10 protein-coding genes are annotated in these 13,385 nt (G+C 70.6%); 9 read left to right on the top strand and 1 reads right to left on the bottom strand.

Annotated features, from left to right (window positions below; all coding sequences use genetic code 11):
* Positions 1-19: 19 nt before the first annotated feature.
* A complete protein-coding gene (locus ACIRVK_RS25075) occupies positions 20-1,822 on the bottom strand; it encodes a glycoside hydrolase family 15 protein (RefSeq protein WP_404250672.1) in 1,803 nt (600 codons plus the stop codon).
* A gap of 463 nt (positions 1,823-2,285) precedes the next feature.
* Here ACIRVK_RS25075 and ACIRVK_RS25070 point away from each other — a divergent pair, with 463 nt between their 5' ends.
* The 9 genes from ACIRVK_RS25070 (at position 2,286) to ACIRVK_RS25030 (ending at position 13,351) form a co-directional block, all read left to right on the top strand.
* Positions 2,286-3,953: a CTP synthase gene (locus tag ACIRVK_RS25070; RefSeq protein ID WP_404250639.1), complete on the top strand. Its 1,668-nt coding sequence runs from the start codon at positions 2,286-2,288 to the stop codon at positions 3,951-3,953.
* 100 nt (positions 3,954-4,053) lie between these two features.
* Positions 4,054-4,680, top strand: a complete 627-nt coding sequence (locus ACIRVK_RS25065; RefSeq protein WP_404250637.1) for an NUDIX domain-containing protein — start codon at positions 4,054-4,056, stop codon at positions 4,678-4,680.
* A gap of 161 nt (positions 4,681-4,841) precedes the next feature.
* Entirely contained in the window at positions 4,842-6,881 is a 2,040-nt protein-coding gene (locus tag ACIRVK_RS25060) for a tetratricopeptide repeat protein (RefSeq protein WP_404250635.1), read from the top strand.
* A 146-nt stretch (positions 6,882-7,027) separates the two neighbouring features.
* Positions 7,028-8,143, top strand: a complete 1,116-nt coding sequence (ald, locus tag ACIRVK_RS25055; protein WP_404250670.1) for an alanine dehydrogenase — start codon at positions 7,028-7,030, stop codon at positions 8,141-8,143.
* A 410-nt stretch (positions 8,144-8,553) separates the two neighbouring features.
* Positions 8,554-9,690, top strand: coding sequence for a ParA family protein (locus ACIRVK_RS25050; protein WP_404250633.1), 1,137 nt, complete (start codon positions 8,554-8,556; stop codon positions 9,688-9,690).
* A complete protein-coding gene (locus ACIRVK_RS25045) occupies positions 9,675-10,238 on the top strand; it encodes a hypothetical protein (protein WP_404250631.1) in 564 nt (187 codons plus the stop codon). The genes ACIRVK_RS25050 and ACIRVK_RS25045 overlap by 16 nt, the downstream gene beginning before the upstream one ends.
* A 400-nt stretch (positions 10,239-10,638) precedes the next feature.
* Positions 10,639-11,583 carry a segregation and condensation protein A gene (locus ACIRVK_RS25040; RefSeq protein WP_404250629.1) on the top strand — a complete coding sequence of 315 codons (945 nt, stop codon included), beginning with the start codon at positions 10,639-10,641 and terminating at the stop codon, positions 11,581-11,583.
* Positions 11,580-12,233 carry an SMC-Scp complex subunit ScpB gene (gene scpB / locus ACIRVK_RS25035; protein ID WP_404250627.1) on the top strand — a complete coding sequence of 218 codons (654 nt, stop codon included), beginning with the start codon at positions 11,580-11,582 and terminating at the stop codon, positions 12,231-12,233. Before ACIRVK_RS25040 ends, scpB begins: the two co-directional genes overlap by 4 nt.
* The gene (locus tag ACIRVK_RS25030) at positions 12,233-13,351 is read left to right on the top strand and encodes a pseudouridine synthase (protein ID WP_404250625.1); all 1,119 of its coding nucleotides are present in this window, start codon (positions 12,233-12,235) and stop codon (positions 13,349-13,351) included. The genes scpB and ACIRVK_RS25030 overlap by 1 nt, the downstream gene beginning before the upstream one ends.
* The last annotated feature ends 34 nt before the right edge of the window (positions 13,352-13,385 follow it).

The raw sequence follows: 13,385 nt of genomic DNA, 5'->3' as shown, positions 1-13,385 counted from the left end.
CTCCGAGGGAGCGGAGCGGCTACCCTCCGTACGCCCCCGACGCGGTCAGGCGCAGGGCCGTGTCGATGAGCGGGACGTGGCTGAAGGCCTGCGGGAAGTTGCCGACCTGGCGCTTGAGGCGCGGGTCCCACTCCTCGGCGAGCAGACCGAGGTCGTTGCGGAGCGAGAGGAGCTTCTCGAAGAGCTTCCTCGCCTCGTCCACGCGGCCGATCATCGCCAGGTCGTCGGCCATCCAGAACGAGCAGGCCAGGAAGGCGCCCTCGTCGCCGGGCAGGCCGTCCACGCCCTCGCTGTCGCCCTCGGTGGGGTAGCGCAGGATGAAGCCGTCGGGCGTGGACAGCTCGCGCTGGATCGCCTCGATGGTGCCGATGACGCGCTTGTCGTCGGGCGGCAGGAAGCCCATCTGCGGGATCAGGAGCAAGGAGGCGTCCAGTTCCCTGGAGCCGTACGACTGCGTGAACGTGTTGCGCTCCTTGTCGTAGCCCTTCTCGCACACGTCCCGGTGGATCTCGTCGCGCAGTTCCTTCCAGCGCTCCAGCGGGCCGTCCGCGTCACCGGACTCGATGAGCTTGATGGTGCGGTCGACGGCGACCCAGGCCATGACCTTGGAGTGCACGAAGTGGCGGCGCGGGCCGCGCACCTCCCAGATGCCCTCGTCCGGCTCGTCCCAGTGCTGCTCCAGGTAGCGGATCAGCTTGAGCTGGAGCAGCGAGGCGTAGTCGCTGCGGGCGAGGCCGGTCATGTGGCCGAGGTGCAGGGCCTCGGTGACCTCGCCGTACACGTCGAGCTGGAGCTGGTGGGCGGCGCCGTTGCCGACCCGCACCGGCGCGGAGTTCTCGTAGCCCGGCAGCCAGTCCAGCTCCGCCTCGCCGAGTTCGCGCTCGCCCGCGATGCCGTACATGATCTGCAGGTTCTCGGGGTCGCCGGCAACCGCGCGCAGCAGCCACTCGCGCCAGGCGCGGGCCTCCTCGCGGTAGCCGGTGCGCAGCAGCGAGGACAGGGTGATCGCCGCGTCGCGCAGCCAGGTGTAGCGGTAGTCCCAGTTGCGGACGCCGCCGATGTCCTCCGGCAGGGAGGTCGTGGGCGCGGCGACGATGCCGCCGGTCGGGGCGTAGGTCAGCGCCTTCAGCGTGATCAGCGAGCGGATCACCGCCTCGCGGTAGGGGCCGTGGTAGGTGCAGTGCTCGACCCACTCCCGCCAGAAGTCCTCCGTGGCCTGCAGCGACTGCTCCGGCTCCGGCAGCGCGGGCGGCTGCTTGTGCGAGGGCTCCCAGGAGATCGTGAACGCGATCCGGTCACCCGGGGCGACCGTGAAGTCCGAGTATGTGGTCAGCGACTTGCCGTAGGTCTCGCACTCGGTGTCGTACCAGACCGAGTCGGGGCCGGCCACGGCGACCGTGCGCCCGTCGTGCTTGTGCACCCAGGGCACGACGCGGCCGTAGGAGAACCGCATGCGCAGGGCCGAGCGCATGGGTACGCGGCCCGAGACGCCCTCGACGATGCGGATCAGCTGGGGGGCGCCGTCACGCGGCGGCATGAAATCCGTCACGCGGACCGTGCCGCGTGGGGTGTCCCACTCGGATTCCAGGATCAGCGAGTCGCCGCGGTAGGTCCGCCGGGCCGCCGTCGGGGGCTGTACGTCGGAGGCGTGGGCCGGGCCCAGGCGCCAGAAGCCGTGTTCCTCGGTGCCCAGCAGACCGGCGAAGATGGCATGCGAGTCGAAGCGGGGCAGGCACAGCCAGTCCACCGTGCCGTCCCGGCAGACCAGGGCAGCGGTCTGCATGTCTCCGATGAGTGCGTAGTCTTCGATGCGCCCGGCCACGTGCAACTCCAGTCGAACGGCCACGTCACCCCCAGCAGGGGGCTGTCGCTAGTGCGGTCAAGGGGTCGTTGTAATGCGTCGTTGAGCGGTGAAGCAAAGCAGTCGTCCTGGCCGTGTGGCAAAACGACAATTGATACTCAACGAACTGACGAGCTCTCGTTGTTCCGGTCATCGTGGGCGGGGGTGGTGCCCTGTACCCGGCCGGGCTCGGCAGCGAGTGTCCGAGCAGGATACGACGCACGTAGATGATCTGTGTGCCGCTCCCGGCAACCGGGATCGGCCGAACGGGTGAGCAACGGGTGGGAAACAGTCGAGAGAGTGCGGGTCCGTGGCGATCCGTGTGCGGAGCGTGGCCGGAAGCCATGGCCCTGCTTCGCTGATACCCTGGTAGCCCGTGGACCGGTGGGCGAGAAAACCCCGGAACCGCAACCCAGACCGCGACCACGGGAGCCCCCCTTTGGCCATGCCGCCCGCTGCTTTCCGAAACAGCAAAGCCACGACGACCAAGCACATCTTCGTCACCGGGGGTGTCGCCTCCTCTCTCGGCAAGGGTCTCACCGCCTCCAGCCTCGGCATGCTGCTCAAGGCGCGTGGCCTCAGGGTCGTGATGCAGAAGCTCGACCCGTACCTGAACGTCGACCCGGGCACGATGAACCCCTTCCAGCACGGTGAGGTGTTCGTCACCAACGACGGCGCCGAGACCGACCTGGACATCGGTCACTACGAGCGCTTCCTCGACCGCGACCTGGACGGCTCCGCGAACGTCACCACCGGGCAGGTCTACTCGACGGTGATCGCCAAGGAGCGGCGCGGCGAGTACCTGGGCGACACCGTGCAGGTCATCCCGCACATCACCAACGAGATCAAGCACCGCATCCGCCGCATGGCCACCGACGAGGTCGACGTCGTGATCACCGAGGTCGGCGGCACGGTCGGCGACATCGAGTCGCTGCCGTTCCTGGAGACGGTCCGCCAGGTCCGCCACGAGGTCGGCCGGGACAACGTCTTCGTCGTGCACATCTCCCTCCTGCCCTACATCGGCCCGTCGGGTGAGCTGAAGACGAAGCCGACGCAGCACTCGGTCGCGGCTCTTCGGAACATCGGTATCCAGCCGGACGCGATCGTCCTGCGCTGCGACCGCGAGGTGCCCACGGCGATCAAGCGCAAGATCTCCCTGATGTGCGACGTCGACGAGGCAGCCGTGGTCGCCTGCCCCGACGCCCGCTCGATCTACGACATCCCGAAGACCGTGCACGGCGAGGGCCTGGACGCCTACGTCGTCCGCAAGCTGGACCTGCCGTTCCGCGACGTGGACTGGACGACCTGGGACGACCTGCTCGACCGCGTCCACAACCCCGACCACGAGATCACCCTCGCCCTGGTCGGCAAGTACATCGACCTGCCCGACGCCTACCTCTCGGTCACCGAGGCGCTGCGCGCCGGCGGCTTCGCCAACAAGGCCCGCGTGAAGATCAAGTGGGTCACCTCCGACGACTGCAAGACCCCGGCCGGCGCCAAGGCGCAGCTGGCGGACGTCGACGGCATCTGCATCCCCGGCGGCTTCGGCGACCGCGGTGTGCTCGGCAAGGTCGGCGCGATCCGGTACGCCCGCGAGAACAGGATCCCGCTGCTCGGCCTCTGCCTGGGCCTGCAGTGCATCGTGATCGAGGCCGCGCGCAACCTCGCCGACATCGGCGACGCCAACTCCACCGAGTTCGACCCGGCCACCGCCCACCCGGTCATCTCCACCATGGCCGAGCAGCTGGACATCGTGGCCGGCGAGGGCGACATGGGCGGAACGATGCGCCTGGGCATGTACCCGGCCAAGCTCGCCGAGGGCTCCATCGTGCGCGAGGTGTACGACGGCAAGGAGTACGTCGAGGAGCGGCACCGCCACCGCTACGAGGTCAACAACGCCTACCGCGCGGAGCTGGAGAAGAAGGCGGGCATCCTGTTCTCCGGCACCTCGCCCGACGGCAAGCTCGTGGAGTACGTGGAGTACCCCCGCGAGGTGCACCCCTACCTGGTCGCCACCCAGGCGCACCCCGAACTGCGCTCGCGTCCGACCAGGCCGCACCCGCTGTTCGCGGGCCTGGTGAAGGCCGCCGTCGAGCGGAAGAACTCCGACTGACACAACAGTTGTACGGTGGCCGGGGCGCGAGCATTCAAAAGGTGAGCGCCCCGGCTGCTTGTTTTTGCACACGGGGCTCGCACATGGGGAAGGACAGGGCATGACGATCAAGGACACCCCCGAGGAGTGGGAGATCCGGGCGACCCAGACCCCCTTCGTGGGCAACAAGACCTCCGTCCGCACGGACGACGTGGTCATGCCCGACGGCACGGTCGTCCACCGTGACTACCAGGTCCACCCGGGCTCGGTCGGCGTCCTCGCCCTCGACGACGAGGGGCGCGTCCTGGTGATCCGCCAGTACCGTCACCCCGTGCGCCAGAAGCTCTGGGAGATCCCGGCCGGCCTGCTCGACGTGCCCGGCGAGAACCCCCTGCACGCGGCCCAACGGGAGCTGTACGAGGAGGCGCACGTCAAGGCCGAGGACTGGCGGGTGCTGACCGACGTCTACACCACGCCCGGCGGCTGCGACGAGGCCGTACGGATCTTCCTCGCCCGGGACCTGTCGGAGGCGGACGGCGAGCGCTTCGAGGTCGAGCACGAGGAGATCGACCTGGAGCACGACCGGGTGCCCGTCGGTGACCTCGTCCGGGGCGTCCTCGCCGGCGACCTGCACAACAACTGCCTCGTCGTGGGCGTTCTGGCGCTCGTCGCCGCCCAGAACGGCGAGGGGCTGGACGCGTTGCGCCCCGCCGAGGCGCCGTGGCCGGCCCGCCCCTTCGAGTCCTGAACGCCCCCTGCGCGCATCGGTGTGACCATCGGCTGATCCGATCGAGGGACCTGCCCGCCGCGCTCCACCGGGAACGTTGCAGAGCGTGAACTAGGCTCTGACGCGTGCCCGGACCGGAGTCCCGGCGGGCTTGCTCGTGCGGTGGGACGGGAGTGTGGCCCGTGACGGACCAGGCGGTGGACACAGGCGGCGTACGGCTGTCGGAAAGTCAGTTCCTGGGCCGTACAAGGGAGTTGAAGGAGCTGCGCGCCGACATCGAGCGCGCGGGTCTTGACACCCTTTCCGGGCGCAAGCCGCCACGTGCGCGCGTGCTGCTCATCGCGGGAAAGCCCGGCTCCGGACGCACCGCGCTCGCCGAGGAACTCGTACGACAGGTCGCGGACCGTTACGACGACGGGGTGCTGCGCGCCCGGCTGAGCGAGCCCGACGGCACCGCCGTCCCCGTCGAGCGTGCCGCCCGCGAACTGCTCGCCGCGCTCGGCCTGCCCGCCCCCGCCGGAGCCGGCGCCGACGCCCTGATCGAGGCGCTGCGCACCGCCCTCGCCGACCGCAGGGTCCTGCTGCTGCTCGACGACGCGGCCGACGCCGAGCAGGTCGACGCACTCCTCCCGGACGCACCCGAGTGCCTGGTCGTCGCCGTCTCCGACGGCCCCCTGACCGGTATCCCCGACGTCCGCCCCTGCACCCTGGGCGGCCTCGACACCAAGTCAGGACTGGAGCTGCTGACCCGGTACACGGGCTCGGTCCGCATCACCGTCGACCCGCGTGCCGCCGAGCACCTGGTCGAGGAGTGCCAGGGGCAGCCGGCCGTGCTGACGCTGGCCGGGGGCTGGCTCGCCGCCCGCCCCAAGGCGGCCGTCGCCGATCTCGCCAAGCACCTGCACAGCGAGGACGGCGAGGGCACCCCGCTCAGCCGCGTCTTCCGGCTCGCCTACGCCTCACTGCCCTCGACGTCGGCCCGGACACTGCGACTGCTCGCCCTGGCGCCGGCCGGCCTGGTCGACCCGCACACCGCGGCCTCGCTGGCCGGCTGCTCGGTCGACGGCGCCCGGGCCGCCCTGGACGACTTCGTCGCCCTCGGCCTGCTGCGGGCGGTGGACGCGCCGCTGCCGCAGTACGAGGTGCCCGGCTGTCTGCACCCCCTGCTCAGGACGCTCGCCGAGACCCAGGACCGGCCCGGCGAGCTGCAGCTGGCCCGTGCGCGGATGCTGGAGCGGACGGTACGGCTGCTGCAGTCGTGCCGGACCATCACCGAGACCGACGACCCCGAGGCCCGCGAGAAGCTCCAGGGCGTGCCCCGCTCCCTGCGCTTCCCCACCCCCCGGGCCGCCGAGGACTGGCTGCGCGTCCGACGGCCCGCCCTGCTGGCCGCCGCCCGGGCCGCGGTGGCCGACGGCGAGCTGGACACCCTCGCCCGGCGCCTGCTGTCCCAGCTGGTCAGGGCGATGGTCGCGCACTTCGGCACCCAGGCCGCCGCGCCCGAACTGTACGGCGTGCACGCGCTCGTCCTCGATGTCGCCGAGCGCCGGAACCTGCCCCGGGAGAAGGCGGCCGCGCTGCTGAACCTGGGCGATCTGGACGCGCAGACCGGCCGCACGTCGGACGCGCTGGCGCGCTACCGGGCCGCGCTGGACGCCGGACGCGAGGCGAACGACCCGTACGCGACCGGTCGCGCGATGGAATCCGTAGGCGGCGCGCACCTGGAGCTCGGGGACTACGATCGGGCCGCCGACTGGTTCGGCCGAGCCCTGGCCCAGCGGCTGGCCCGCGACGAGCGCGCCGAGGCCGCCCGGCTGTACGGCCGTATCGCCGCCGCGCACACCTTCGCGGGCCGCTACGGCGAGGCGCAGCGCAACTGGCGGGCGGCGGCCGCCGGGTACCGCAAGCAGGGCGATGTGGCGGCCCACGCGCGGGCGTTGAGCGAGCTGGCGCGTGTCCAGGAGTACGCCGGACGGCTCGAGGAGTCGCTGCGCACCTGCCACGAGGCGGTGGACCGCGCGCGCCTCGCCGAGGACGTCCGGCTGCAGGCCGCGCTGCAGCTGCGGCTCGCCGACACGTTCGAGCATCTCGGGGATCCGGCGGCCGCCGCGGTGCACCGCGGGCAGGCGGAACGGCTCCTCGGTGAGGAGCCGGAACACCCCGAAGACACGAAACAAGCTGCTGATGCCTGCGAAATCCGTAGTACACAGGCTGAAGATTGATGCAATGAAAGGCTAGACAGCGGGAACACCTTCATTAGACTGGCTCTGCCGCACCTTCTCCTGCGGTGTCTCCCGGTGTGTTCCCTCATGCCTGGGTACGTGTCGTATTGCCCCACATCCACACTGAGCCAAGGACCGTGATCGACGTGAAGGTCGGCATCCCCCGCGAGGTCAAGAACAACGAGTTCCGGGTGGCCATCACCCCCGCCGGTGTGCACGAGCTCGTGCGCCACGGCCACCAGGTCGTCATCGAGCGGGGCGCCGGCCTCGGCTCGTCGATCCCGGACGAGGAGTACGTCGCCGAGGGTGCCCGGATCCTGGACACCGCCGACGAGGTGTGGGCCACCGCCGACCTGCTGCTGAAGGTCAAGGAGCCCATCGCCGAGGAGTACCACCGCCTGCGCAAGGACCAGACGCTCTTCACCTACCTGCACCTGGCCGCCTCCAAGGAGTGCACGGACGCGCTCATCGAGTCCGGCACCACGGCGATCGCCTACGAGACCGTCGAGCTGCCCAACCGCGCCCTGCCGCTGCTCGCGCCCATGTCCGAGGTCGCGGGCCGGCTCGCCCCGCAGGTCGGCGCCTACCACCTGATGCGCTCGGTCGGAGGCCGCGGCGTGCTGCCCGGCGGCGTGCCCGGCACCCAGCCCGCGCGGGCCGTCGTCATCGGCGGCGGCGTCTCCGGCTGGAACGCCACGCAGATCGCCGTCGGCATGGGCTTCCACGTCACGCTGCTCGACCGCGACATCAACAAGCTGCGCGAGGCCGACAAGGTCTTCGGCACCAAGGTCCGGGCGATCATGTCCAACGCCTTCGAGCTGGAGAAGGCCGTCCTGGACGCCGACCTCGTCATCGGCGCGGTGCTCATCCCGGGCGCCAAGGCCCCGAAGCTGGTCACCAACGAGCTGGTCTCCCGTATGAAGCCGGGAAGTGTTCTTGTCGACATCGCGATCGACCAGGGCGGCTGCTTCGAGGACTCCCGGCCGACCACGCACGCCGAACCGACCTTCCAGGTCCACGACTCGGTCTTCTACTGCGTCGCCAACATGCCGGGCGCGGTGCCCAACACCTCCACCTACGCCCTCACCAACGCCACGCTGCCCTACATCGTGGAACTCGCCGACCGCGGCTGGGTGGAGGCGCTGCGCCGCGACCCCGCGCTCGCCAAGGGCCTCAACACCCATGACGGCAAGGTCGTTTACCGCGAGGTGGCCGAGGCGCACGGGCTGGAGCACGTGGAGCTCGAGACGCTGCTCGGCTGACGTCGACGAGACGAAAAGCTAAGTCACCTTTTCGTAAAGGCGATACGTCAACAAGGCGCGTCAACCGCGCGGACCCGGCCGGACCTTGTCCCACAAGGTCCGGCCGGATGTGTGTATGGTCACTTTGCGCCTCTCGGTCAACTCGCCTCGAACGTAACCCTTCGACCGATTCGCACACCGGCGAAACCTGCCGTGCGACGGCCGTACGCCCTTGACAGCGGGATGTTTCATTGCCGACACATCGGGCCGGGTCCGGCAGATTGTGTTGCTGCGGATGCCCGACACGCCATAGAGTCGCCAACCGTCGGCATGGTGCCACGCTGACCTTGTCTAGAAGTTTCCTGGTCACCAAGGAGGTAAGACGACTTGTGAATGAGTCGACATTTTCTCCCGGGGGTGGTCAACCAGGAATGCCTACGCGGGGCCCGGGTCCCGCGGGGCTCGAGGCTGTCGGCTCCGTCGCTGTCCGAACCTTCGCAGCCCAACAGAGCCAGACCGGCCCCCGCATGGTTCTGTCAGCACCCCAGAGCATGGATGGCCATCACGTGAACGCCATGGCCGGCGACGGAAGTGGCGCGCCCCACAACCACTTCGCCGACTACGACGAACTGCCCGAAGGGCACTTCTACGACCCCGACGCGGAGTACGAGCCGGATCCCGAGTACGCGGCCACGCTCGCGCCCGACGCTGCCCGCCAGCGCCGGGAGCGCATCGGCCCGACCGGACGCCCGCTGCCGTACTTCCCGATCCCGGGCCCGCTGACCGACCACGGCCCCGCGACGATCATCGCGATGTGCAACCAGAAGGGCGGCGTGGGCAAGACGACGTCGACCATCAACCTGGGTGCCGCGCTCGCGGAGTACGGCCGGCGTGTGCTGCTCGTGGACTTCGACCCGCAGGGCGCGCTGTCGGTGGGTCTCGGGGTCAACCCGATGGAGCTCGACCTCACCGTCTACAACCTGCTCATGGAGCGGGGCATGGCGGCCGACGAGGTGCTCCTGAAGACCGCGGTCCCGAACATGGACCTGCTGCCCAGCAACATCGACCTGTCCGCCGCCGAGGTCCAGCTGGTGAGCGAGGTCGCGCGCGAGTCCACGCTGCAGCGCGCCCTGAAGCCGCTCATGGCCGACTACGACTACATCGTGATCGACTGTCAGCCCTCGCTCGGCCTGCTCACCGTCAACGCGCTGACGGCCGCGCACAAGGTGATAGTGCCGCTGGAGTGCGAGTTCTTCGCCCTGCGCGGTGTCGCACTGCTGACGGAGACCATCGAGAAGGTCCAGGAGCGGCTCAACCCGGAGCTGGAGCTCGACGGGATCCTCGCCACGATGTACGACTCGCGCACAGTCCACAGCCGTGAGGTGCTGGCCCGCGTGGTCGAGGCCTTCGACGACCACGTCTACCACACGGTCATCGGCCGCACGGTCCGCTTCCCGGAGACCACGGTCGCCGGTGAGCCGATCACCACGTACGCCTCCAACTCCGTCGGCGCCGCCGCCTACCGTCAGCTCGCCAGGGAGGTGCTCGCCCGGTGTCACGCCGAGTGAGTCTGCCGGGGGCCGACGAACTCTTCCGTACGACAGGGGGAATGGCGCTCCAGCCGTCCACTCCGCGGCGGGGGGCAGGCGAAGCCCGGGTGCCCGCGCCCGCGGGAGAGAGCGAGCCGGCCACGGCCGGACCGCCCGAGGACGCACCGCAGTCGGTGCCCGCGCAGGGCGGGGACGGCGAGGGCGCGGAGCATGTGGCGGCGGAGCCGGAGCCGACCGACGAGGGCGAGTCCCGGGGCCGTCCCGCGCGCGGGCAGACGGCGCAGGAAGGTTCTGCCCCGGTCGGCGCGAACGCCCAGCCGCGCAAGCGGGGACGCGCGCCCAATCGGCGCCCCAGCGGACGGGAACGGCACGACGAGAAGATCACCGTGTACGTGTCCGCCGAGGAGCTGATGGACCTGGAGCACGCGCGCCTGGTGCTGCGGGGCGAGCACGGGCTGGCCGTCGACCGCGGCAGGATCGTCCGGGAAGCCGTCGCCGTGGTCCTGGCCGACCTGGAGTCCCGCGGGGACGCGAGCATCCTCGTACGCCGGCTGCGCGGCCGGTAGGCGGTAGCCTGCGGGGGCCATGACCTCGAACGACCTCCCCAGCCCCGGCCCCGCCGCCGGCCGCCGACGTGCGCTGGGAAGGGGCCCGGGCGCGGCTACCCCGCAGGACGCACCGGCGATGCCGGCTTCAAAGCCCCCCGCCGAACCGGCCGTCGGGGCGGGACCGACGGCTGTCGCGCCGGACCCCGACGGGACAGCGCAGCCCGCGGATGTTCCGCGGGACGTGTCGGTGGTTGTGGTGCCGGAGTCTCCCGGCGGTCCCGGCGTCGAAGCGGAACCGACGGCTGTCGCGCCGGACCCCGACGGGACAGCGCAGCCCGCGGATGTTCCGCGGGACGTGTCGGTGGTTGTGGTGCCGGAGTCTCCAGCCGAACCGGCCGGTGAGGGAGAACCGGCAGCTGTGGTGGCGGACCCCGACGGGGGAGGGAAATCCGCGGATGTTCCGCAGGACGCCATGGCGGTTCCGGCGGCGAAGCCTCCCGTCGGACCCGCCGTCGGGGCCGAGGTGCCGGAGACTGGGCAGGCCGGGGACTCCGTCGATGGTGTTTTCAAGGTTCGGCTTTCCAACTTCGAGGGGCCCTTTGACCTGCTCCTCCAGCTGATCTCGAAGCACAAGCTCGACGTCACCGAGGTCGCGCTGTCCAAGGTGACCGACGAGTTCATGGCGCACATCCGGGCCATGGGCCCGGACTGGGACCTGGACGAGACGACCGAGTTCTTGGTCGTGGCGGCCACCCTGCTGGATCTGAAGGCGGCCCGGCTGCTGCCGTCCGCCCGGGTGGAGGACGAGGCCGACCTGGCCCTGCTGGAGGCCCGCGACCTGCTCTTCGCGCGGCTGCTGCAGTACCGGGCGTACAAACAGATCGCCGACATCTTCAGCGGGCGCCTGGACGACGAGTCCCGGCGCTACCCCCGCACCGTCGGCCTGGAGCCGCACCACGCCGAACTGCTGCCGGAGGTCGTCATCAGCATCGGCCCGGAGGGGTTCGCCCGGCTCGCCGTCAAGGCGATGCAGCCCAGACCCAGGCCGCAGGTGTACGTCGACCATATCCACGCCCCGCTGGTCAGCGTCCAGGAACAGGCGCAGATCGTGGTCGCCCGGCTCCGGGAACTCGGCGAGGCCAGCTTCCGCTCCCTCGTCGAGGACACCGACGACACCCTCACCGTCGTGGCCAGGTTCCTGGCGCTGCTGGAGCTGTACCGGGAGAAGGCCGTCGCCCTCGACCAGGAGACCGCCCTCGGGGAGCTGACCGTGCGGTGGACCGGCGGTGAGGACCAGACCCAGCCGATGGTGACCGACGAGTTCGACCGGCCGCCCGAGCCGTCCAAGGAGGAGAAGGCATGAGTGAGGGGACGACCGAGCTGCCGGCCGGTCTGCTCGCCGTCGCGGATCTCGACCTCAAGCCCGCGCTGGAGGCCGTCCTGATGGTCGTGGACGAGCCCGCCACCGAGGAGCACCTGGCGAAGATCCTGGAGCGGCCCAAGCGGCAGATCGGCGACGCGCTGCGGGCGCTGGCCGACGACTACACCGTGCAGGGCCGCGGCTTCGAGCTGCGCTTCGTCGCGGGCGGCTGGCGCTTCTACAGCCGCGCCGAGTACGCCCCGGCCGTCGAGCGGCTCGTCCTGGAGGGCCAGACGGCGCGGCTCACGCAGGCCGCCCTGGAGACGCTGGCCGTCGTGGCCTACCGCCAGCCGGTCAGCCGCAGCCGGGTCTCCGCCGTCCGCGGGGTCAACTGCGACGGGGTCATGCGGACCCTGCTGCAACGGGGTCTGGTCGAGGAGGCGGGCACGGAACCCGAAACAGGTGCGATCCTGTACAGGACGACGAACTACTTCCTGGAGCGGATGGGCCTGCGCGGTCTGGACGAGCTCCCGGAGCTCGCGCCCTTCCTCCCGGAGGCGGAGGCGATCGAGGCCGAGACACTGGAAGGGGTCCCGTCGTTCGATCCGGACGCTCCGGATTCCGAGGACGCAGACGACAAGACGGAACTTTGATGCGAAGCAGCAGCGGCAGGAACAGCAGCGGAAACAACGGCGGGAGCCGTGGTGGCAACAGCGGCGGCCGCAGCGGAAGCAGCGGTGGCCGCGGCAACTACCGCGGCGCCGGCAACAACCGCGACGACAGTCAGGGGGGCCGCCCCAGGAAGCCCCGCCCCGAGGAGCGCCGCTACGACGTGGGCCCCGGCGCCACCCAGGACGGCCCCAAGTCCGGGCGCGGCGGCGCGGCCCGCGGCGGCGCCAAGGGCGGCCCCAAGCAGGGACAGCAGCGCGGCGGCCGTACGACTCCCGCCCGCTCCCGTGAGTACGAGGCGCGGGCCGAGGAGCGCAACCGGGACCGGTACGCGGGCAAGAAGGAGATCAAGCTGCCCAAGACCTTCCCGGGTGCCGAGCAGGAGGGCGAGCGGCTGCAGAAGGTCCTCGCACGCGCGGGCTACGGCTCCCGGCGCGCCTGCGAGGAGCTGATCGAGCAGGCCAGGGTCGAGGTCAACGGCGAGATCGTCCTGGAGCAGGGCAAGCGGGTCGACCCGGAGAAGGACGAGGTCAAGGTCGACGGGCTGACCGTCGCCACGCAGTCGTACCAGTTCTTCTCGCTCAACAAGCCCGCCGGTGTCGTCTCGACGATGGAGGACCCGGAGGGGCGCCAGTGCCTCGGGGACTACGTCACCAACCGGGAGACCCGGCTCTTCCACGTGGGGCGGCTCGACACCGAGACCGAGGGCGTCATCCTGCTCACCAACCACGGCGAGCTCGCGCACCGGTTGACCCACCCCAAGTACGGCGTGAAGAAGACCTACCTCGCCGCCATCGTCGGCCCGATCCCGCGCGACCTGGGCAAGAAGCTCAAGGACGGCATCCAGCTGGAGGACGGCTACGCGCGCGCGGACCACTTCCGGGTCGTCGAGCAGACCGGCAAGAACTACCTGGTCGAGGTGACCCTGCACGAGGGCCGCAAGCACATCGTGCGCCGCATGCTCGCCGAGGCCGGCTTCCCGGTCGAGAAGCTGGTGCGCACCTCCTTCGGCCCGATCACCCTGGGCGACCAGAAGTCGGGCTGGCTGCGGCGGCTGTCCAACACCGAGGTCGGCATGCTGATGAAGGAAGTCGACCTCTGAGCCTCGGGCACCGATGCCTTTTCGCCCTCTCGCC

Origin of the sequence: Streptomyces sp. NPDC101152 (genome assembly GCF_044768275.1) — a bacterium.
Taxonomy (GTDB): domain Bacteria; phylum Actinomycetota; class Actinomycetes; order Streptomycetales; family Streptomycetaceae; genus Streptomyces.
The sequence above is the reverse complement of the archived record's forward strand: the minus strand, read 5'-3'. Positions and strand labels throughout refer to the sequence as shown.